This is a genomic window from Williamsia sp. M5A3_1d (assembly GCF_053345315.1).
In genome coordinates this window covers 283,913-305,563 of record NZ_JBKEZX010000001.1, presented here as the reverse complement: position 1 = coordinate 305,563, position 21,651 = coordinate 283,913, and the positions used below count along the sequence as shown (strand labels likewise).

Genomic DNA, 21,651 nt, shown 5'->3' with positions numbered 1-21,651 from the left:
AGGGGATCGCCCGTGAGCGTCGATGTCGACACCGTCCGGCCCACGTCCGGGTCTGCGGGTCCGGGTGACCCGCGCACCACCGCCGAACGGCTGCTGCGCTCCACCGCCGACAACGCCCTCGACGGCGAACTCGACATCGACTGGGACGCCCCACTCGATCCGACGAAGGCGTGGCTCACCGAGTGCCGCGGCACGCTCTTCGGGACGAGGATGTGGGACGCGCTCACCCCCGAACAGCGGTTGACGCTGGGCCGGGCCGAAGCGGTGGCGGTGCTCAGCTACGGCATCGTCGCCGAGATGGGCCTGTGCACCAACCTGCTGCGCAGGGTCTTCCACGTGCAGGACTTCACCGAACCGCAGATGCTCTACTCGTTGACCGAGGTCGCCGAGGAGACGCGGCACTCGACGATGTTCGGGCGGCTGATCAACAAGGCCGAGATGCCGGCCTGGCCGGCGCCCGCCCTGCTGAACCGGGCGCTGCGGCTGATGGGTTTCGTCCCGCACGGTCCGCTCATCTTCGCCATCACCCTCATCGTCGAGGAGATGCTCGACGCGGTGCAGCGGGAGGCGAGCCGGGACGAGAACGTGCAACCCCACGTCCGGCAGATGATGCGCATCCACATCCTGGAGGAGGCGCGCCACATCACCTACGCCCGTACCGAACTCGTACGGGCCATCGAGAACTGCGGACCGATCTCGCTCGCGATCAACCGGGTGCTGATCGGACTGCTGGTGCTCATCGTGATGCCGACGTTGATCGATCCCCGCGCCTACATCTCGGTCGGGATCTCGCCGACACGCGGGTGGCTGGTGGCCCAGCGATCGCCGAGATACCGCGAGAACGCGACCTTCGCGTGCGGGCCGATGCTGCGGTTCTTCGCCGAGGCCGGCCTCATCCGCGGACGGGTGACCACGCTGCTGTACCGCGCGTCGCGTTCACTGCCCGAGGGGCTGTTGGCGTCGATGCGCCGCTGAGGGCCGTCCGGCCGCGGTGAGGTCCGCCACGTGGGTCTGCGACAACCGCTGTGCGCCATCATCATCGACGAAGGCGTGCTCGACGCGCACGCTGATCCGTTCCCCGCTGACCGTCAGCGACATCACGCCGTTGTCGAACCAGGGGCCGGCCGTGGCCTTCCACGACATCGGCGACGGCCCCGCCCCGGCGCGCTTGGCGAGTGCCCGCATCAGCTTCACCATCGGCGCCTTCACGGCGATCCGGTTGACCACGCGCACGGGGCGCTCCAACGGGTTCCGGAACGGCGACATCGTCAGCTGGCACAGCGCGGTGTCGGGGGTGGCGCGGTCGACCAGCTGCGCCTCGGCGACGTACGAGCAGTGCACGTCACCGGAGAGCCACACCACCGACGCCGGCGGATCGGCGCGGGAGGTGAGGTCGGCGACGAGGTCGGCCATCGCGTCGAAGGAGTTGTCGAACGCCGCCCAGTGCTCGAGATCGAGTTCCAGGCGCAGCTTCTCGCCGACCTTCGCCGCCCGCGGCCCCCAGGCGCCCTGCGCGACGGCCTCGTTCCACTGCTCGAGGTGATGGAGTGCCGGCAGCATCAGGTAGGGCAACGACGTGCCGAACAGGATGTGTCGGGCGTCGGTCTCGGTCGCGACTGTCCGCAGCCACTGCCACTCGGTGTCGTCGAGCATCGTGCGACGCTCCGGGTCGAGGTCGCGGGAGCACCGCGAATCGATCACGATCAGCCGGGTGGTGCCGAGATCGCGGACGAAACTCCATCGCGCGGAATCGGGTCGGGCGTCGGCACGCAGGGCGAAGTCGGCGAGGATCTGCTCGCGCTCACCGTCGGTGGCCGCGCCGCGCACCGCGGCGTACACGGGGTCGGCGGCGAGCGACTCCGGCGAGAGGTTGCCCAGGTGCTGATAGATCCAGTAGGAGGTGAATGCACCGACGACGCGGCGCGGCCACCACGGGGCCGCGGTGACGGTGCGCCGCCAGTCCATCGACGAGTTCCAGTCGTCGCGCAGATCGTGGTCGTCGAGGATCATGCAGCTCGGTACGGCCGCCATCAACGCACGCACCTCCGGCGTCCCCCACGACTCGGCGTAGAGCCACGTGTACTCCTCGAGGTCGCAGATCTCGTCGGCCACCTCCTCGCCCAGGCCGCTGTCGCCCACCGCGGCGCGGTGTCGGTGCAGGCGCGCCAGGATCTCCGGTGACGGGTCGTCGGCGTAGACCTGATCGCCCAACAGCATCAGCAGGTCCGGACGGCGCTGCGGCGCTTCGGTGTTCACGCGGTGTGCGAGACCGACCAACGCGTCGGCGCCGATCCGCTCGAGGGACTCCGCGTCGTAGGTGTCACCGCGACGGCAGGAGCCGAACGCGATCGTCACGTCGGCGCCGACCGCCGCGGTGCGGAGGCGACACGGTTGCGCGTCGCGCGGCCACACGGGGTCGGTCCCGCCGCCGCCGAGGGTGACCGTGTAGTCGACCTCGGCGTCCGACGGAAGGTTCTCGACGACCACGATCGCGAAGTGGTGTCCACCGACACCCCAGGTGTCGGTCTGCGCCGAGACACCGACAGAGGTGTCGATGCGTACCCCGGTCGCGCGGTCGGTCTCCACCCAGATGGTCGCCCGCGTCGCGTCGACGAACCGGAGGATGGGTCCCAGCACCAGGGAGGGGGCGCCGGCCTCTGAAGGCTGGTGAGGGCTGGGGTCGGTGTGCGCGAGCGTCATCCCCCCACGTTTCCACCGAATCGGGCATTGCGCACATGCCTCGCCGGGATCGGTCGCGGCGGGTGCCCACCGGAGCGGGCGTCAGCCGGCCTCGGCGCCCTCGGGGTCGGCATCGATGTCGGTGGCGACGGCGAACGGCGGGGTGCTCTTGCCGTTGATGCGGAAGCGGTCCCAGAAGTCGGGATCACCCAGGTAGGCCTCCTGCGCGCTGTGCGGGGTCTTCACGATCACCCGGATGCGCTTGGCGTCGCCGACGGCAGCGGTGAGGCGGTCGTTCTTCCCCACCCGGCCGATCCACCGGTAGATGCCGTCGATGGGTTCGCGGTACCCCTTCATCTCCACCGTCACCGGGATCTCGACCCCTTTGATCACGATCGACGCGTCGCCGCGGTAGTCGGAGTCGTCGTGCGGCGAGCGCGGCGTGGCACGTCCCAGATCGTCGGTCATGGCGTTGTCCCCTCTACAAAGTGCAGTGATGTGGCTTCCACTTCGGCCCGCATGTGCCTTGAATTACATATGAGCCCCGCATTACGTAGGATTCGGGGTCATATCGTGCAACGGGATCGCGAATGGGGAGTGGGATGACTTCGAACGTCGGAATCGACCGGGTCGGTGCGGCCGACGCGGCCCCCGATGCCGATCGCCGGCCCCGGCGGCGTTCCATCGCCGATCGTGAGCGTGCCGCGCAGCGGTTCCTGATCGCCACCGTCGACGAACGCTTCGACGCCGATCTCGACATCGACTGGGCGGCCGCGCCCTCGGAGACGGCCGCCTGGCTGCCCGAGCACCTCGTGTCGCTGTCGGGTACCCGGCTGTGGGAGCGGATGCCCGCCGCGAAGCGGACCGAACTCGCCCGTCGCGAACTGGTGAACCTGTTGACGCTGTGCGTGTTCGCCAACACCTCGCAGTCGATGCTCGAGTTCCGACGGATCGGCGAGGAGCAGGGGCTGGCCGACGACACCGCGCGCTGGGGTTTCGCCACCATCAACGTCCGGACCACGAACACCGCGATGTTCGGTCGACTCATCACCGTCACGGGCCTGCCCCCCCATCCGCATCCCCGGCTGGCATGGCTCCTCGAGCGCTACACGCTGCTGATCCCCGCGGGCGCGATGACCGCGTCGATCTACCTGATGGCCGAGTCGTGCACGCGTGCGCTGGTCACGACCCTGGCCGCCGACCGGTCGGTGCAGCCGCATGTGCGGCAGGTCGCGGCGTTGCACGAACGGTCGACCCGCCGCTTGAGCGATTTCGCGCGCCTCGACTTCGAGGCCTCGATGGACGGCAAGGGTCCGCTGCGCACGCTCTTCTACTCGGTGGTGTCGGGGCTGGTGCTCCGCATGGTGGCCCGCACCCTGATCGCGCCCGAGGCCTACCGCGAGACCGGCCTCATGGTGCGTCGCAGTCAGTGGGCCGCGCGTCGCAGCAGCCGGCGCGGAGCGCGCCTGGACCTGTTCTTCGCCGACTACCTCGAGCTGGCCAAAGCCCACGGTCTGTTCGGCGACGCCGTGAGCCGTCGGCTGGTGCGGATCGTCCCCGCGGCATCGCGTCGTCCCGAGGCCGTCCTACCCGGGGTGGAGGATCGTTGATGCACGTCTTGACACCCTCCCTGCGCCCAGTACCGTCTACTCAACAGCTGTCATCTCCGCGCACCGCGCGCGGTGTCCGAGCTCGTCAAACCCCGTGTGAGAGGAACTCATCGTGACCGTCGACAACTACGCACCCGTGACCACGCCCGCAGGGCCCACGCAGTCGGAGATCGACGAGCGCATGGCCATCGCCGAGCGTCTGCTGCGGTCGACGGCAGACCGCGCCTACGACGGTGAACTCGACATCGACTGGGACGCCGACATCGACCCCGACAAGGCCTGGTCGACCGAGAAGCGTGGGACGCTCTTCGGCACCGAGCTCTACGAGGGACTCGACGACGCGCAGAAGCTCACGCTCAGCCGCGCCGAGGCCGTCGCGATCCTCACCTACGGCATCAACGCCGAGGTCGGCCTCTGCACCAACCTGCTGCGCGGGGTGTTCACCAACGACAACCTCGCCGACGAGCACACCCTGTACTCGCTCACCGAGATCGCCGAGGAGACGCGGCACTCGACCATGTTCGGTCGCCTGATCAACAAGACCGAGATGGAGCCCTACCGCCGTCCGAAGCTGCTGTCGATGCCGCTGCGGCTCATCGGCTTCATCCCGCACGGCCCGCTCGTCTACGCGGGCACCCTGCTCGTCGAGGAGGTCCTCGACCGTGTGCAGCGCGAGTCGATGGCCGACGAGTCGATCCAGCCCCACGTGCGGCAGCTGATGAAGATCCACGTCCTCGAGGAGGCGCGGCACATCACCTTCGCGCGCAACGAGCTGATCCAGGCCACCGCGAAGTGCGGTCCGGTCGCTCTCGCGGTCAACCGGGTGCTCATCGCGCTGCTGACCCTGTTCGTGATGCCGACACTCGTCGACTCGCAGGCCTACCGGTCGGTGGGTATCGGTCAGCTCGCCGGCTGGAAGGCCGCGCAGCGCTCGCCGCGCTATCGCGAGAACGCCACCTTCATGTGCGGGCCCATGCTGACCTTCTTCTACGAGGCCGGTCTCATCAAGGGGCGACTGACCACGAAGATCTACAAGATGTCGCGGTCGCTGCCCGACGAGGTGCTCGCCGAGCTCGAGGGCGGCCGTCGCCGGCGTCGTCGCTGATCGGTTCGCCGCGCTCCTCCGCCCGGCCGGGTCGACCCGTCCGGTGATCTCCATCCGCCTTCGAGGCGAGCACTACGAGAAAGCATGACACTGCGTTGAAGACACTTGTGGGCAAGACCGTGGTCGTGACCGGCGCGGGATCGGGGATCGGTCGCTGCCTGGCCGTCCAACTCGCGAACAAGGGTGCGCGCCTGGCCCTGTCGGATGTGAACCTCGACGCGGTTTCGGAGACCGTGGCGCTGTGCGAGAAGGCCGGCGCCGAGGCCGCCCCGTTCACCGTCGACGTCGCCGACCGCGACGCCGTCTACGCCCACGCCGAAGACGTCCGCAGCCGCTTCGGGGGCGCGAACGTCATCATCAACAACGCCGGGGTCTCGCTGAGCGCGTCGATCGTCGACATGACGTGGGACGACTTCGACTGGATCATGGGCATCGACTTCTGGGGCGTGGCGCACGGCACGAAGGCGTTCCTGCCCGACCTCATCGCCTCCGGTGACGGCCACGTGGTGAACGTGTCGTCGGTGTTCGGTCTGATGTCGATCCCGGCCCAGAGTGCCTACAACGCAGCCAAGTTCGCCGTCCGCGGCTTCACCGGCTCGTTGCGCCAGGAGATGATCAGTGCCGGCCACAACGTGGGCGTCACGTGCGTGCACCCGGGCGGCATCAAGACCGGCATCGTCCGCAACGGACGGCAGAGCGGCGAGTTCGCGCAGGACCTGAAGGTCAAGGACGACAACTTCCAGAAGATCGCCTTCACCCGGCCCGAGACCGCCGCGAAGAAGATCATCAAGGCCATCGAGAAGAACAAGCCCAAGGTGCTCATCGGGCCCGACGCGCGACTCTTCGACGCCCTCCCGCGACTGCTCGGCGGCCGCTACCAGGACGTGATGGCCCGACCCATGGCCGCAGGCCAGCGCATCGGCCAGTGAGTCCGTCCGACACGCCGGAGCAGGCGGCGGCGAGCCGACTCGAGAGTCGCGCCCACGAACTCGAGGTCGTCGACGTCATCCGCGAGACCCCCGACTCGGTCTCCATCGTCTTCGACGTCCCCGACCGCATCCTCAGCAAGTTCCGGTATCACCCCGGGCAGTTCCTCACCCTGAAGATCCCCGGCGCCGACGACTCGGGATCCGCTGTCGCGCGGTGCTATTCGATGTCGAGCTCACCGCACCTCGACGACGATCTGATCGTCACAGTCAAGCGGGTCAACGGCGGTGTCGCCTCGGGGTGGTTGTGCGACAACGTCACCGTCGGCGAACGCATCACCGTGCTCAGCCCCTCGGGGTCGTTCTATCCGCGCTCCTACGGCAACGACCTCCTGCTGGTGGGCGCGGGTAGCGGCATCACCCCGCTGATGTCGATCGCGAAGTCCACCCTGATCGGCGGACTGTCGTCGGTGCACCTGATCTATGCCAACCGCGACGCCGACTCCGCGATCTTCTCCGCCGAGATCGACGAGATGGTCGCCGAGTTCCCCGGCCGCTTCACCGTCACGCACTGGCTCGAGAGCGAGCGTGGTCTGCCCGACGCCGTGGCGATGGCCGACCTCATGCGCGACATGGCCGATCGGGAACTGTTCATCTGCGGTCCGCCGCCGTTCATGGCTGTGGTCGAGAAGACCGCCGAGCGGATCGGCATCCCGGCCGCGCTCACCCACACAGAGCGCTACATCTCGCTCTCGGGTGACCCGTTCAGCGAGATCGAGGTGTCGGTGTCCAGCGGCGACGACGACGCGTCGGTCGCGGTCACGTTGGCCGGGAACTCGATCGACCTCGCCTGGCCGCGATCGGCGACGCTGCTCGACGTGCTGCTCGCCGCCGGGCACGACGCCCCGTTCTCGTGCCGCGAGGGGGAGTGCAGTTCGTGCGCCTGCCGCGTGGTCAGCGGTGAGGTCCACATGCGCAAGAACGACACCCTCGTCGACTCCGACCTCGCCATGGGGCTCACCCTCGCCTGCCAGGCGGTACCCGTCTCCGACGAGGTCACCGTCACCTTCGACACCTGACCCGCCCGGACCGCCGTGCGTAGGCGTAGCGTGGGACCTGTTTTCGACTGACAGTCGAAAACCAGGGACGACGCAGCCGGGAGGCGACATGGCACACGACGGGAACCGCGCCGACCTCGTGGTCGTCGGTGGCGGCGTCGCGGGCCTCACCGCTGCCATCCACGCCGCGGAGCTCGGCCTGTCGGTGATCGTGCTGACCAAGGGATCGTCACGCACCCCCGGGGCCGACACCTCGACGCGGTACGCCCAGGGCGGGATCGCCGTCGTCGACCCTGCCGACCCGGCCGACTCGATCGACGCCCATCTCGCCGACACCGTGGCCGCGGGCGCCGGCCACACCGACCCCCTCGCCGCCCGATCGATCCTCGCCGACGGCCCCGATGCCGTGGCCGCCCTGATCGGTTGGGGTGCGCGCTTCGACGCCCATCCCGACGGAACGCTGCTGCGGACCCGCGAAGGGGGACACGGCGTACGACGGATCATCCACGCGGGCGGTGATGCCACCGGCGCCGAGGTGGAGCGGGCCCTGTGGGAGGCGCTGCGCCCGCACGCGGTGTCGGGCCGGGTGGGCGTGCGCGCCGAGACCGTCGCGGTAACCGTCGACACCGATCACGACGGACGTGCGGTCGGGGTGACCGCGCGCGACGGCACCGGCGCAGTGGTGACCGTCCGCGCGCCGAGCGTGCTGTTGGCGACCGGCGGCATCGGCCAGATCTATGCGGCCACCACCAATCCCGACGGCTCGGTGGGCGACGGTGTCGCGCTGGCGTTGCGGGCCGGTGCGGCCGTCACCGACCTCGAGTTCGTGCAGTTCCATCCGACGATGCTCTACACCCCCGGCGCGCGGGGTCGACGGACGCTCATCAGCGAGGCCGTGCGCGGTGAGGGAGGCCGACTCGTCGACGCCGACGGTCGGTCGATCACCGCGGGCGTCCATCCCCTCGGCGATCTCGCCCCGAGAGATGTGGTGGCCCACGCCGTGCACACCGCGATGGCGGCCTCGGGGTCGGCGTGCATGTACCTCGACGCCCGTGAGGTACCCGATGTGGCACAACGGTTCCCGACGGTCACCGCGGGGGTGCGGGCCATCGGCGGTGACCCACGCACCGATCTGATCCCCATCGTCCCCGGGGCCCACTATCTCTGCGGTGGCGTGGTCACCGGCGAGCGGGGTGACACCACCGTCGACGGGCTGTTCGCCGCCGGCGAGGTGGCGCGCACCGGGTTGCACGGGGCGAACCGCCTGGCGTCGAACAGCCTGCTGGAGGGACTGGTGATGGGACGTCGGGTCGCACAGGCGGCGGCCGATCGCGCCGGCGCGCCGACGGTCCCGACCCGCCGTTCCACATGGCCGGATGGCGAGATGCTCACCCGTGCACCACGCTGCGACAGGCAGGCGCTGCAGGATGCGATGTCGGCCGGTGCCGGCGTGACCCGCGACGTCGCGGGGCTGGTCCTGGTGGCGGATCTCGTCGAGGCCGCCCCGGTGCGCCCACTGCGCTCGTTCGCCGACATCGCCGACGCCGCGGCCACGATGGTCGCGGGCGCGGTCGTCGCGGCCGCACTGCGGCGTGACGAGTCGCGCGGATGTCATCGACGCGCCGACCGTCCGCTCACCGACCCGGTGTCTCGTCTCGAGTGGGCGCGCGTCGGCGAACCGTTCGGGATGCGTTGGGACGCAGCGGATCCGGTCGGCAGCCCCGTCGTCGCCTGAGATGGGAAGCGCGGTCAGTCCCGCAGGTCGCTCACGAAGTCGACGACGGCGGTGGTGAACGCATCGTTGTCGTCGCCGGCCGCGGTGTGCCCGGCGTCGCGGAGTTCGGTGATGCGAGCGTGGGGGACCCGTTCGCAGAAGGCTCTCAGCACGTCTTCGGGCACCACGTCGGAGAGCTTGCCCCGCACCACCATGATCGGGATGCGGAGTCCGGCCGCGGCGTCGTCGAGGTAGTCGGTGGGGATGCGGTCGAGGGTCTCCTGATCGATCACCTGCGGGTCCCAGTGCCAGTACCAACGTCCGTCGGATCGCTGCCGCAGATTGCGGGTGAGACCCGCTGTGCTGCGGGGTCTCTCGCGGTGCGGGAGGTATCCCGCGACCGCCTCGGCGGCCTGGTCGAGGGAGTCGAAACCCTGCATCCCGCTGCGCATGAAGTGGCGGATACGGGCGCTGCCCGCCCGGTCGTACCGCGGCACCACATCGACGAGGACGAGGGCGGAGACCACATCGGGACCGAACCGATCGGCCACGGTGATGCCGGTCAGACCGCCGACACTGGCGCCGATGAGCGTGACCGGTCGTCCGATCTCGGTGACGACGGTGTGGACGTCGTCGGCGAACAACTCGATGCTGTAGTCGCCGTCGGGTGACCACCCGCTGTCCCCGTGCCCGCGACAGTCGAGGGTGACCACGCGCATGCCCGCGGCGGCGAGCAGTTCGCCCGTCGCCTTCCACGACCACCGGGTCTGGCCGCCGCCGTGCAGCATGACCACGGTGCCCGAGGCGGGTCCCGAGGGTTCCCACCGCGTGCCGCACAGGCGCACGCCGTCGGCGGCGATGAACTGGACGGTCTCCGATGTCGCGGTCGCGTTCACCGCCACCCCCTCAGGTGCTGTGTCGATCCCCGGGGACGCTCGATGAGGCGTCCGAGCGTCACGCTATTGCACGTCGGGGCCGCCGACGAACGGGCTCCCACGTGCCCTGGCCCGCGTCCCGACGCGGCACTGAGACGATTGTCAGCAACTGTGTCAACGGCGTACCGTGAGAGCGACGGAGCGAGCGCTCGGTGAAGCAGTGTTCGCAGCAACGATGTGAAGGTGATCCCACGATGAAGCGTCTGATCTTCGAATCCGAACACGACCAGCTGCGCGCGTCGGCGAAAGCCTTCGTCGAGCGTGAGATCGCGCCCTACGCCGAACAGTGGGAGCACGACGGGATCATCGACCGCGAGGTGTTCAAGAAGGCCGGCGAGTCCGGTCTGGTGGGCTTCTACATGCCCGAGGAGTACGGCGGCTCCGACATCGACGACTTCCGCTTCAACGCCGTCGTCATCGAGGAGATGGCGAAGTTCGGCTCGCGCGCCCCGGCGTTCACGCTGCAGAACGACGTGATCGGCCCCTACTTCAAGAAGCTGTGCACCGACGAGCAGAAGCAGCGCTGGATCCCCGGCTTCGCCTCCGGTGAGATCATCGGCGCCATCGCGATGACCGAGCCCGGCGCGGGCAGCGACCTGGCCGGGATCAAGACCTCGGCGGTCCTCGACGGCGACCACTGGGTGCTCAACGGCGCCAAGACCTTCATCTCGTGCGGCATCAACGCCGACCTCGTCATCGTCGTCACCCGCACCGACCCCGAGGCCGGCCACAAGGGCTTCACCCTGCTCGCCGTCGAACGCGGCATGGAGGGCTTCGAGCGCGGTCGCAACCTCGACAAGATGGGCCAGCACGCCCAGGACACCGCCGAGCTCAGCTTCACCGACGTGCGGGTGCCGGTCGGCAACGTCGTCGGCGAGGTCAACAAGGGCTTCTACCACCTGATGCACAACCTGCCGTCGGAGCGACTCGCGATCGGAGTCGGCGCCGTCGCCGGTGCGCGCAAGGCCTTCGAGGACACGCTGACCTACGTCACCGAGCGCAAGGCGTTCGGCCAGTCCATCGGTTCGTTCCAGGCCAACCGCCACAAGATCGCCGAGATCGCCACCGAGCTCGACATCGCCCAGGCGTTCGTCGACCGGTGCATCCAGGGTGCGGTCGACGGTGAGCTCACCGCCGTCGACGCCTCGAAGGCGAAGTGGTGGTGCACCGAGCTCGCCAAGCGCATCGTCGACACCTGCCTGCAGCTGCACGGCGGATACGGCTACATGGCCGAGTACTCCATCTCGCGGGCCTACACCGACGTGCGGATCGAGACCATCTACGGCGGCACCACCGAGATCATGAAGGACATCATCGGTCGCGACCTCGGGTTCTGACCGGCAGGGGCGATGACGTTCGAGATGTGATCGAACATCTACCTCCGCGACAGCGTCCTCTCAGGATCGATCCGCACAATCGAGATCGACGAGAGGACGACCCGATGGACATCACCCTGGTTGCGGCGATCGGCACCACCGTCGCCGCGGGCTGGTCGGTGATCGCCATCGGTGTCGGAGTGGTGATCGGTCGCGGCATCCGTATGGCCGAACGCCAGGAGCGTGGCGACCGGGATGCACACGACGGAAGACTTCAACCGATCGAATGATCTTTCGGTCGGCTGCCGACCGAATCGGACACCGTTGGGCCCGAATGTGGTCTGTTCGCACTAGTCTGTCCGGCAGGGGACCGCGGTGGTGTCCTGCCCGGAGTGCGTTCGCGGCCCGGAGCAGGCTGTCCGCGGTGATGTGGGTCTGGGGGTATCGGCAATGCACGACGGATGTTGGTCGACGGTGATCTGTACCGGAGCGGAACGATCCGCGCTAAGTGACACCACCGACACAGGCTGGGTGCTGGGGTGTCGCCTGAGCATCGGGCACCGCGGCGATCACGCGACCGACGCGGAGGTCGTGCCGCGCTTCGACCGCAGACTCTGGCTCGAGTGGAACGACCGCGATCAACACGCCCAGTCGCTCATCGATCGCAACCCGTGCTCGGCGCCGGGTCGGTGCATGTTGTTCGAGGGACACGGCGGCGACCACTGGTTCGCCCCGGCCAACGGCCACGCCCCCTCGGCAGGCGGCGGTCGCCGACACATCAGCAGCCCGGACGCCCAGAGTGCGAGCGTGCACAACGCCGACACCAACGGCCACGGCTCCACCGCGACCGTCGCCCGTTTCGCGCACACCGAACGTCCCGAGACCCCCGCGGCCGATCCCCTGTTCGACCCGCCCCGCTTCGAGGTGTCCCGTCCCGCGAACCCGCCCGGCGACGTGGGCGACCGTGACCTTCGCGCCGGTGACTTCCCGACCGGCGACATCCCCAACCTGCGCGGTCGCGCCGTCCGGACGACCCCGGATGTCGATGCCCACCGTGACCGACCCGTCGGCCCCTCGGTTCCCGATGCCCTCGACGAGGTGGTGGCCGCGCTGTCGCGTCTCGCCGAGGCCATGCGCCTCGAACGCTCCCGCTTTGAGGGCACCGGCGACCGCTGACCGCTCGAGGCCGTTGTCGTCGGCCAGGGCTCGACCCGATCTGGTGGATACCCTAGGGGGGTACCGTAACCGCGCCATCGGGTGTATACCTGATGGGGGTATCAGGCCGGTGGAAGGGATCGCGGTATGGACGGTGCACAGCGCGGGTACATCCAGCGCAAGGACGACTACCTCAAACGTCTGCGCAGGATCGAGGGCCAAGCCCGCGGACTGCAGCGGATGGTCGACGAGGAGGCCTACTGCATCGACATCCTCACGCAGGTCACAGCAATGACGAAGGCGCTGCAGGCGGTGAGCCTCGGGTTGCTCGAGGAACACATGAATCACTGCGTGATCAACGCGGCCCAGGAGAGCGACGACCTTGGCCAGGTGAAGGTGCGTGAGGCCATGGACGCCATCACGCGCCTCGTCAGATCTTGATGGGAGAGAACATGACGACGAATTCCTACACGGTCATCGGGATGACCTGTGAACACTGCGTCCGCTCGGTCACCGAAGAGGTGTCCGAGGTGGCCGGGGTCGACGACGTGTCGGTGGACCTCGCCTCCGGTGAACTCATCGTGCGCAGCACCCAGCCCGTCGACGAGGAGGCGATCGCCGCAGCGGTGACCGAGGCCGGGTACGACCTGACCTCACGATGACCGCGTCGAGCACGGCGCCGAAGACCACCGATCGCGAGGCCGACGACCGCGACATCGCCGTCTTCGACATCGCGGGCATGACGTGCGCCTCGTGCGCCTCGCGCATCGAACGCAAACTCAACAAGGTCGACGGGGTCGACGCGACGGTGAACTTCGCGACCGGGACCGCGCAGGTGCATCACCCGGAATCGATCAGCACCTCCCAACTCGCCGATGTCGTTGCCGCCGCAGGTTATTCGGCGTCCGCGCGTCGCCCACCGCACGAACCCCACAGCGCCGCGGACGCCGGCGACGGCGGGCACGCCGAACACATGGACCACGGCGGCGACACCGCGGCCCTGCGACAGCGCCTGATCGTCAGTGCGGCCCTGAGCATCCCGGTGGTCGCCCTGGCGATGATCCCGGCGATCCAGTTCGACAACTGGCAGTGGCTCTCGCTCACCCTGGCCGCACCGGTGGTTGTGTGGGGCGCCTGGCCGTTCCACCGCGCCACCGTGACCAACGCGCGCCACGGCGCCACCACGATGGACACCCTCGTCTCGATCGGGATCCTCGCCGCGTTCGGATGGTCGCTGTACGCGCTCTTCTTCGGTTCCGCCGGGATGACCGGTATGCGGCACGGGTTCTCGTTCACCCTCGAGCGCGGAGATGCCTCGGCGAACATCTATCTCGAGGTCGCCGCGGGGGTCACGACGTTCCTGCTGGCCGGCCGATTCCTCGAGGCCCGCTCCACCCGGCAGGCAGGCGCCGCCATGCGCTCGCTCGCCGAACTGGGCGCCAAGCAGGCCACCCTTGTCGTCGACGGGCCAGACGGTCCGGTCGAGAAGACCGTCGACACCGCCGCACTCGTCGTCGGCGACCGGTTCGTCGTACGACCCGGGGAGAAGATCGCCACCGACGGTGAGGTCGTGTCGGGGACGTCGGCGGTCGACGCGTCGGTGATCACCGGCGAATCGGTCCCCGTCGACGTCGGCCCCGGCGACCGCGTGATCGGCGCCACCGTGAACACCTCGGGCAGTATCACCGTGCGCGCCACCACCGTCGGTGCCGACACGCAGATCGCGCAGATCGCGCGTCTGGTGGCCGACGCCCAGAACGGCAAGGCCAACATCGCCCGCCTGGCCGATGCGATCTCGGCGTGGTTCGTGCCGGTGGTGCTGGTGCTCGCGATCGTCACCTTCGCCGCGTGGCTCCTCGCCGGTGGTGGGCTGACGGCGGCGTTCACCGCCGCGGTCGCCGTGCTGATCATCGCGTGCCCTTGCGCGCTCGGGCTGGCGACGCCCACCGCGCTGATGGCGGGAACCGGGCGCGGCGCCCAGATGGGCATCCTCATCCGCGGGCCGCAGGTTCTCGAACGTGCCGGTCGCGTCGACACGGTGGTGCTCGACAAGACCGGCACCGTCACCACCGGGGTCATGACCGTGACCGACGTCGTGGGATCGGAAGGCGCGGACGCCGACCGGGTCCTCGAGGTCGCCGCATCGGTCGAGAGTCTCTCCGAACACCCGATCGCCCGGGCGATCGCTCGGGCCGGACGCGAAGGCTTCCGGAAGCTTCCCGAGGCAAGCGATTTCGTCAACATCGCGGGCCACGGGGTGCGGGGGCGGGTGCACGGGGTCGAGGTCGTCGCCGGACGCGTCGGATGGGTCGCGCAGGAGACCGGCGGCGCGATCGACGCCGACCTGCGCGCCCGGATCGACGAGGCCGAGGCGGCCGGCGCGACCGCCATCGCGGTCGGCTGGGGCGACGCCGTCCGCGGTGCGGTGGTGGTGGCCGACGAGGTGAAACCCGGTGCCGCCGAGGCGATCGCCCGGCTACGGGAACTCGGTCTCACGCCGGTCCTGCTGACCGGCGACAACGCCGGCGCCGCTCGGTCGGTGGCCGCGGCGGTGGGGATCGACTCCGTGCACGCCGGGGTGGTGCCGGCGGAGAAGGTGTCGATCGTGCGCGATCTGCAGGCCCAGGGCAAGCGGGTGGCGATGGTCGGCGACGGTGTCAACGACGCCGCCGCGCTGGCGCAGGCCGACCTCGGTCTGTCGATGGGTACGGGCACCGACGTCGCCATCGAGGCCTCCGACCTGACCCTGATGTCGGGTGACCTGAGGGTCGCGGTCGACGCGATCACGCTGTCGCGCAGGACTCTGTCGACGATCCGCGCGAACTTGTTCTGGGCGTTCGGCTACAACGTCGCCGCCCTGCCGCTCGCCGCGTCGGGACTTCTCAACCCGATGTTCGCGGGAGCGGCGATGGCGTTCTCGTCGGTGTTCGTGGTCGCGAACAGTCTGCGACTACGCAGCTTCGGGCGGCGATAGAGAGCGGGCGTGGCCCCGAGGTCCTGAGCTAAGCCCACAAGAATAAAAGCTAAACGCACCTCATAAAAGGCTTGGGCACCACACTCGCCTCGGCTCTAAGGTGTATTTCATCTTAGGCAGCTGCGCCTTGTCCATGGTCGTCAGCGAGATCCTGGTTCGCGGAAGACTAGCTGGCTCGCCGTTCATCTTCGCGGACCGAAGTTCCTTTTGTCATGCTGTATCAGTGTCAGATCCCACCGCGGACGGTACTTTAATAGACGACACCTCAGTGTAATTCGCTGCTCTGCGGCCAGCGCAGCGGGTCGTACGCTGGGTGCGGCTGCGCTGAGCACAACAGAACACCTGGCACTAGGTGGAGGGGGTGGGGGTGGGGGTGAGCACGACACACATTCGGGACGAGGCCGAAGCACTCGGACATCTCGGCGACGCGGCCTTGACGATGATGCGCAGCGTGTTTTATGAGCACACCCCACGATTCCCCGGCCTTGACAGCGCCCATGAGGTCGACGACTTAGTGAACGATTTCTTCGAAGCAAAGGGCGCCGGCTACGCGAACGCCGTCACTGCAGTTCCCGACGACGGAGCTGCCCGCCGCCTCACCTCCAAGTGGGTCGAGCGCTGGCTGATCGACCAAGTTCGCAAGCGCCCCTGGGGGGCGCTACGGAACCGTTTGGAAAAGCGATTGGAGCGGTCAAATCAATTCGCGACGTCGGCTCTGGCCCATCATTGGACGCTGGCCGATGGCGAGGACACTGATCTGCTGATCGAGAAGAATGAACTTCGGGCCATCGCGGCAAGCGCGCCGGTCGAGGTAGCGCCGGCGTCGGGTGATGGCTCCGTGCGGTTAGGACGCAAAGGTCAATTGGAAGAGATGTTACGGCGGGTACTGACCGCGGCGGGTCGCTTGCATATCTCTGACCTCACCGATATTTGCGCCCACCGATTTCCCTCACTGTTAGAAAACACTGATGCCTTCGATGCCACTGTGGAAATGGATTGGGACATAATCGAAGAGACCGTGCCCGGGCACGACGGCACAGCGACTTCGATGGGGAAGCATCATCATGAGCACCGTGCAGCCCAACTCTTGCCGACGTTGACCGCCCGCGATCGCACAGTGATCCGCTTCCTCGACAATCCACTTGGGCTTGCGAATGAGCTTGGTGTGGGCCGCAGCAGCGCCTACAGCCTGATCGCCCAGCTCCGCGCGCGTCTGATCGAGACGGCCGGTGACGCCGAGCGTGGCCGCGAGGTCGTGGCGGCTCTCATCGGCCTAGTGCTAGACGATGCGGCCGTTGTCCCGTCACTAGACGACATGAGCATGGAGGGTTCGAATGCCAACTGAGTCCTCTGAGCGCTGGTTCGACCTTGCGCGGCGCGCCCCCATAGGGCCGAAACGCGGTGGGCTTCTCCGCAGCGCGAACCCGGCAGACCATGTGTCAGCGGGTCAAATACGTCAGGCATACTGGCGCGAATCGACCACAGCGGTGCTCATAACCGGTCTCGATGACTCCCGCGCGCGGGCCCGCGCCGTTCCGGTGGCCCTGGAGACGGGAGTTGAAGATACTTCGACCGTAGTCGTAGAAGCCGACGCCAGCCCGCTCTACGGCCCCATTGCATTCTGGCCGGATGCTGTTGCCGAGATCCCCTTCGCCGTCCTGGACACGCTCATCGCGTCGATTCCTAGGCAATTGCTCGGAATAATCACCGGGACAACAACTCACGGCGACGCAGCAGAAGGGCTGCGCCGGGGACGTGCCGATCCGTCGCTTGGGTCGGGAGCCGCCATGGCGATAGACGAGATCTTCGACGCTTTCGAGGTGCTTCAAAACGTGCCCGGGCTGACCCTGAGTTCCGCGTCGAAATCGCCCGCACAACTCGATGTACCCCTTCCGATCATCGTGGATACCTTGCGCGTTCCGCAGGCTCGCGCCATGGCCATTCGCATCGGCAAGGAACCGCTGACACGCGATGAAGCAGTAAAGCTCGCCGCTGCGGCGAACCGCGCCGTCGACGAAATCCTTGACGCTGTCACGCCACTGCCGAACGACCTTGCACGCGAACTACAAGAACCTCGTTGGCGCAAGCTGATCCGCCAGCGCGCGGTCGACGGCGACGAGGATTTAGCACGAACACGGCTGGGTTACGAGGCCTACCAGCTTGCCGCTCGAGAAACCGGTCTAGGACAGCAACACTGGAAGCAGCGGCTGGAAGCGATCGTCGCAGCAGAAGGAAAATAAGCAGTGCCGCGGACGTTCGAAAGCGTGCCCGCCCAGGTCGCCGCGATGGTGGAGACGTGGGAAGCGCGGGGCGGCAGTCGAGATGCGTTGACGCGTGATGCCTTTGTGGCGCTCGAAGATCGTGACGACGTCTCGGTGCTGCGCGTGCCGGAGTTCGTGCCTGACGATTCTCAACTGGGGTGCTCGGTAGCGGGTGGGTACCGATGGGATCCGCCGACGCTGATCGTGACGCAATCCATGTCCTTGCGCCGCCAGCAGTTCACGCTCCTACACGAACTCGGCCATCACATCCAGAAGACCGACATCGCGCTCGGCACGACAGTTGTCGAGCACCGGCAACCCGAGGCGTTCGAGGATGCCAGTTGCGATGCGTTTGCCGCGTTGATGCTGCTTCCCGACGACCTCGTCGACGCGCACATTTTCGGCAACGGGCCCACGGCCAGCACTGCGGTCGACTTGTTCACAGCGTCCAATGCCTCGCGAGCGGCGATCTGCGTCCGCCTCGTCGGACGACTCTCATCACCTGGCGTGGTCGCCGTGCTCGACGCCGCCGGTATTGTCACCTTCGCCGCCGCGCGCGGCGGCGAACTGTTTCCGCCGGCACGCGGCAGCAATCAGTCCGCCAACCCGCTCGTGCAGGCCGCGATGCGCGCCAAAGGAGAGGACCGGTTGGTCACGCGAGACGACGCCCGGATCTGGTACCGCGGTGGCCACACTTCCGACTTGCTTTACGGCCAAGCCTCGTGGTCGGGAGAGCGACTGTTCGTGACCATGGTTTCCTACGCGGCGCCGTGGTCGAAGTTCTCACCGCCTCGGGACAACACCGCTTACCAGGGTCCCGACGCCTGGGAGGAGTGTGAACACTGCCACCAGGAATTCGTCGTCGACGGTGTCTGCGACCGCTGCGGGCAGCCCCGCTGCCCGTCAGGTCATTGCGGTTGCACCACCAACGCTGAAGTGACCTGTGCAGAGTGCTTCTTACGTAAGCATCCCAGCCAATTCGACGCCGGCGCCTCAGTGTGCCGGGACTGCGCGGGGTGACGACGACATCATCGAGCTGTCGGTGTTCTGGACGACTTGGACACTGTCCCGTCTCTAGCTGTTGGGCAGGCGGACGCCTGCACTCAGGAAACAGCGGAAGGAGCCCTCGTGGCGCCCCAGGACAACATCCAGTTTCACATCGACGGTGCACCGATCACGGTCACGCACCGACGGCTCACCGGTGCGCAGCTTGCAACGCTCGTCACACCGGCTGCCGACAACGTGTGGCTCGACATCGCCGACGCGCAAGACGAACCCATCGCGCCCACCGAAACCGTGGCCATCGATCACGGCATGCGCTTCTACACCGACCGACCGCGCACCATTTACATCGACAAGAAGCCTTTCCAGGTGCGCGCCGCCGTGCTCACCCAGACCCAACTGCGCAACGTGCCCACTCCTCCGATCTCCGACGACTACGGCATCTGGAAGGACATTCTCGACGATCTCGACGATCCGATCGAGGCCGGCGAGATTGTCCGCATCGCCGACGGTGACCGCTTCTTCAGCAAGGCACTGCCGAAGAAGGACCTGCACGTCACCGTCAACCGCACGCACACCGTGACCCTTCACGGCGCTCGGCAGACCGGCCTGACGATTAAGCAGGCCGCCATCGCCCAGGGCGTGTTGATCCATCCGGACTTCCTGCTGTCGCGCAAGACCGGTGCGAAGTTCGAACAGATCGGCGACGACGAGCAGGTCCGGGCTCACGACGGAGACGAGTTCCGCGCCGTCGACGGAGACGACAACTCGTGACGACCACACCGATCAGCCCGGCCATCACAGGCGCGGTACACGAGATACAGGAGACCTTCGCCCAGTCCGCCGTCGCCGTCACCGCTACCGGTGACGGCGGCGCGTGGGTGGTCATCGACTCGGTCCCCCTCAGCCCCACCTATACACAGGACAGCTCCTGGATCGCGTTTCTCATCACGTTCGCGTACCCCGAGGCTGACGTCTATCCGCATTTCGTGCGACCGGACTTGATGCGCACGGACGGCGCAGCCCTGGGGGAGGGGTTCGCGCCCACGACGTGGGGGCCCGCAGGGGATCCGGGGATGCAGCTCTCGCGGAGAAGCAATCGGCTCAATCCTGCGGTTGACACGGCCGCCACGAAGGTTCTGAAGGTGCTCAAATGGCTCAACGAACAGTAGACGGCCCTTGGTTAGTGGTCATCACCGCAGAACAGTGGAACATCCTGCGCAGTCATCTGTTTCGCGGTGACGGCGACGAGCGCGGCGCCGTGCTGCGGTGCGGTATCGCGCGAAGCGGGCGGGGGACCCGATTGCTGGTCCGCGATGTGGTGTCGGCCGCAGACGGTCTGGACTACGTCGAGGGAATCCGCGGCTACCGCAAGCTCACTGCGGAGTTCGTCGCCGCTGCCATCGGCGTCTGCGCCGAAGAAGGGTTGGCCTACCTAGCGGTACACAATCACCGGGGCCACGAGCGAGTGGCCTTCTCACCCACCGACATGGCGTCCCACGAACGCGGCTACCCGGCGTTGCTCGACATCAACGGGGGCATCCCGGTCGGGGCGCTGGTGTTCGCCGACGGCGCCGTCGCCGGGGACATCTGGACGAGTGACCGACAGCGTCGCCCTCTCACCAGTTTCCGCGTGATGGGGCGGCCACAGCTGACGCTGACCCCCGAGCCGGTCGCAGCCCAGGTCGCAGATCTGACCTATGACCGTCAAACTCGGGTCTTTGGTGATCGCGGCCAGGCCCTTCTTGCGCAATCGAAAGTGGCCGTCGTCGGGCTTGGAGGAGCTGGATCGCTCGTCGCCGAGTATCTCGCCCGCCTCGGGGTAGGACATCTAGTGCTAATCGACCCCGACCGGCTTGACCCCACGAATCTTCCGCGAGTCGTCGGTGCCCGCAGACTCGACGCCGTGCCCTGGCTTCAGGGCAGCAGGCGACCGCAGTGGACGCGAGATCTGGGCGCCCGCATCGCGACACCGAAAGTGAGGATCGCTGCCCGAGTCGCTCGTCAAGCTTCACGTAGTACGAGGGTCACCGCAGTGGCCCGTTCGGTCGTCGACGCTGACGTTGCAGCGTTGCTGACCGACTGTGATCAAATCTTCCTCGCCGCAGACTCGGCGCTCGCAAGGAGGGTCGTCAACGCCATCAGCCATCAGTATCTAATCCCTAATACCCAGGTAGGCGCCAAAGTTTCAGTGATCGGCGGCCAGATCGCGGACATCTTCTCCGTGTCGCGGTTGAGCAACCCCGGAAGCGGCTGCCTTCAGTGCAATGGTCTGATACCCGCGCAGCGCCTGACCGAGGAAGCGACAGGTGAAATTCAACGCCGCCGACAGCGCTATGTCGAAGACCAGAGCGTCCATGCCCCGAGTGTGATCACGCTTAACGCAGCCGCCGTAGCTCGGGCGGTCGACGACTGGCTCATGATGCTGGGGGGCCTGGTCGATCCGACCGTCGGGGCAGATCATTGGGTCGAGTACCACCCTCTCACTGACGAGGTCGTCGAAATTCGGCCGACGAAATCTGCGGACTGCTTACACTGTGGCTCAACGCGTTTTGCGATCGGCGACGGCGTGCCATTGCTGGCACGGCTCCGGCCCGAAGATTCCGGGTCCCGCATGCCTGTGCGTAAGTGGCTCGGCAGACGTTAGCCCGGCGCGGTCAAGGTCGCCCCATCCCATCCTCGAACCAGAACGCGCCTGGCAGCTACGTCAAGTACTCCGCAAGGACGTCGACGACGACCGCGTCGCGGCTATGCAGTACACCTACACGCTGAGGGCGGATATCGCTCAAGTGTTTTCCACCAGCTACTCCAACCGTCTACTTGACCTAAACCGGTTCTTGGCGCGTATCGCGCCTGGGAGTCAACACGGTTAGCGCATGCCGATACGCTCACACCGGGTCAGCCAATCCGGCTGTG

21 protein-coding genes are annotated in these 21,651 nt (G+C 67.6%); 18 read left to right on the top strand and 3 right to left on the bottom strand.

All coding sequences use genetic code 11. The features are described 5' to 3' along the window. Positions 1-12: 12 nt before the first annotated feature. Positions 13-975 carry an AurF N-oxygenase family protein gene (locus ACLBW1_RS01555; RefSeq protein ID WP_447809681.1) on the top strand — a complete coding sequence of 321 codons (963 nt, stop codon included), beginning with the start codon at positions 13-15 and terminating at the stop codon, positions 973-975. Here ACLBW1_RS01555 and ACLBW1_RS01550 read toward each other — a convergent pair. Together ACLBW1_RS01550 and ACLBW1_RS01545 are read right to left on the bottom strand one after the other, a co-directional pair. Then, the gene (locus ACLBW1_RS01550; RefSeq protein ID WP_447809680.1) at positions 937-2,700 is read right to left on the bottom strand and encodes a DUF7800 domain-containing protein; all 1,764 of its coding nucleotides are present in this window, start codon (positions 2,698-2,700) and stop codon (positions 937-939) included. The two genes, ACLBW1_RS01555 and ACLBW1_RS01550, sit on opposite strands and share 39 nt — an antisense overlap. A gap of 81 nt (positions 2,701-2,781) precedes the next feature. Then, entirely contained in the window at positions 2,782-3,147 is a 366-nt protein-coding gene (locus tag ACLBW1_RS01545) for a DUF4873 domain-containing protein (protein ID WP_447809679.1), read from the bottom strand. A 134-nt stretch (positions 3,148-3,281) separates the two neighbouring features. On the opposite strand from ACLBW1_RS01545, the gene ACLBW1_RS01540 reads away from it, so the two are divergent. The 5 genes from ACLBW1_RS01540 (at position 3,282) to nadB (ending at position 9,113) form a co-directional block, all read left to right on the top strand. Further along, positions 3,282-4,289 carry a diiron oxygenase gene (locus ACLBW1_RS01540; protein ID WP_447809678.1) on the top strand — a complete coding sequence of 336 codons (1,008 nt, stop codon included), beginning with the start codon at positions 3,282-3,284 and terminating at the stop codon, positions 4,287-4,289. A 112-nt stretch (positions 4,290-4,401) separates the two neighbouring features. Next, positions 4,402-5,394: an AurF N-oxygenase family protein gene (locus ACLBW1_RS01535; RefSeq protein ID WP_447809677.1), complete on the top strand. Its 993-nt coding sequence runs from the start codon at positions 4,402-4,404 to the stop codon at positions 5,392-5,394. Positions 5,395-5,489: 95 nt separating this feature from the next. After that, the gene (locus ACLBW1_RS01530) at positions 5,490-6,323 is read left to right on the top strand and encodes an SDR family NAD(P)-dependent oxidoreductase (RefSeq protein ID WP_447809676.1); all 834 of its coding nucleotides are present in this window, start codon (positions 5,490-5,492) and stop codon (positions 6,321-6,323) included. After that, positions 6,320-7,399, top strand: coding sequence for a 2Fe-2S iron-sulfur cluster-binding protein (locus ACLBW1_RS01525; RefSeq protein WP_447809675.1), 1,080 nt, complete (start codon positions 6,320-6,322; stop codon positions 7,397-7,399). Before ACLBW1_RS01530 ends, ACLBW1_RS01525 begins: the two co-directional genes overlap by 4 nt. An 88-nt stretch (positions 7,400-7,487) precedes the next feature. Next, positions 7,488-9,113, top strand: a complete 1,626-nt coding sequence (nadB, locus tag ACLBW1_RS01520; RefSeq protein ID WP_447809674.1) for an L-aspartate oxidase — start codon at positions 7,488-7,490, stop codon at positions 9,111-9,113. A gap of 14 nt (positions 9,114-9,127) precedes the next feature. Here nadB and ACLBW1_RS01515 read toward each other — a convergent pair whose 3' ends face one another. Continuing rightward, positions 9,128-9,988, bottom strand: a complete 861-nt coding sequence (locus ACLBW1_RS01515) for an alpha/beta fold hydrolase (RefSeq protein ID WP_447809672.1) — start codon at positions 9,986-9,988, stop codon at positions 9,128-9,130. Positions 9,989-10,221: 233 nt separating this feature from the next. Here ACLBW1_RS01515 and ACLBW1_RS01510 point away from each other — a divergent pair, with 233 nt between their 5' ends. From ACLBW1_RS01510 to ACLBW1_RS01455, 12 genes are all read left to right on the top strand, one after another. After that, positions 10,222-11,364 (top strand): acyl-CoA dehydrogenase family protein, encoded by a 1,143-nt coding sequence (locus tag ACLBW1_RS01510; protein ID WP_447809671.1) that lies wholly within the window; start codon positions 10,222-10,224, stop codon positions 11,362-11,364. Between the two features lie 104 nt (positions 11,365-11,468). Next, the gene (locus ACLBW1_RS01505; RefSeq protein WP_447809670.1) at positions 11,469-11,633 is read left to right on the top strand and encodes a hypothetical protein; all 165 of its coding nucleotides are present in this window, start codon (positions 11,469-11,471) and stop codon (positions 11,631-11,633) included. A 301-nt stretch (positions 11,634-11,934) separates the two neighbouring features. Beyond that, positions 11,935-12,519 (top strand): hypothetical protein, encoded by a 585-nt coding sequence (locus tag ACLBW1_RS01500; RefSeq protein WP_447809669.1) that lies wholly within the window; start codon positions 11,935-11,937, stop codon positions 12,517-12,519. Positions 12,520-12,645: 126 nt separating this feature from the next. Then, positions 12,646-12,939, top strand: a complete 294-nt coding sequence (locus ACLBW1_RS01495) for a metal-sensitive transcriptional regulator (RefSeq protein WP_447809668.1) — start codon at positions 12,646-12,648, stop codon at positions 12,937-12,939. Between the two features lie 11 nt (positions 12,940-12,950). Next, complete coding sequence (locus tag ACLBW1_RS01490) at positions 12,951-13,160, top strand: heavy-metal-associated domain-containing protein (protein WP_447809666.1); 210 nt, start codon at positions 12,951-12,953, stop codon at positions 13,158-13,160. After that, positions 13,157-15,472 carry a heavy metal translocating P-type ATPase gene (locus tag ACLBW1_RS01485; RefSeq protein WP_447809665.1) on the top strand — a complete coding sequence of 772 codons (2,316 nt, stop codon included), beginning with the start codon at positions 13,157-13,159 and terminating at the stop codon, positions 15,470-15,472. The genes ACLBW1_RS01490 and ACLBW1_RS01485 overlap by 4 nt, the downstream gene beginning before the upstream one ends. A 373-nt stretch (positions 15,473-15,845) precedes the next feature. Beyond that, the gene (locus tag ACLBW1_RS01480) at positions 15,846-16,817 is read left to right on the top strand and encodes a hypothetical protein (protein WP_447809664.1); all 972 of its coding nucleotides are present in this window, start codon (positions 15,846-15,848) and stop codon (positions 16,815-16,817) included. Further along, the gene (locus ACLBW1_RS01475) at positions 16,807-17,712 is read left to right on the top strand and encodes a hypothetical protein (RefSeq protein WP_447809663.1); all 906 of its coding nucleotides are present in this window, start codon (positions 16,807-16,809) and stop codon (positions 17,710-17,712) included. The genes ACLBW1_RS01480 and ACLBW1_RS01475 overlap by 11 nt, the downstream gene beginning before the upstream one ends. Positions 17,713-17,736: 24 nt before the next feature. Then, a complete protein-coding gene (locus ACLBW1_RS01470) occupies positions 17,737-18,753 on the top strand; it encodes an ImmA/IrrE family metallo-endopeptidase (RefSeq protein WP_447809661.1) in 1,017 nt (338 codons plus the stop codon). A 36-nt stretch (positions 18,754-18,789) separates the two neighbouring features. Then, complete coding sequence (locus tag ACLBW1_RS01465) at positions 18,790-19,509, top strand: multiubiquitin domain-containing protein (protein WP_447809660.1); 720 nt, start codon at positions 18,790-18,792, stop codon at positions 19,507-19,509. Beyond that, on the top strand, positions 19,506-19,907 hold the full coding sequence (locus ACLBW1_RS01460; RefSeq protein ID WP_447809658.1) for a hypothetical protein: 402 nt from the start codon (positions 19,506-19,508) through the stop codon (positions 19,905-19,907). Before ACLBW1_RS01465 ends, ACLBW1_RS01460 begins: the two co-directional genes overlap by 4 nt. Beyond that, entirely contained in the window at positions 19,889-21,382 is a 1,494-nt protein-coding gene (locus tag ACLBW1_RS01455) for a HesA/MoeB/ThiF family protein (RefSeq protein WP_447809657.1), read from the top strand. The genes ACLBW1_RS01460 and ACLBW1_RS01455 overlap by 19 nt, the downstream gene beginning before the upstream one ends. The last annotated feature ends 269 nt before the right edge of the window (positions 21,383-21,651 follow it).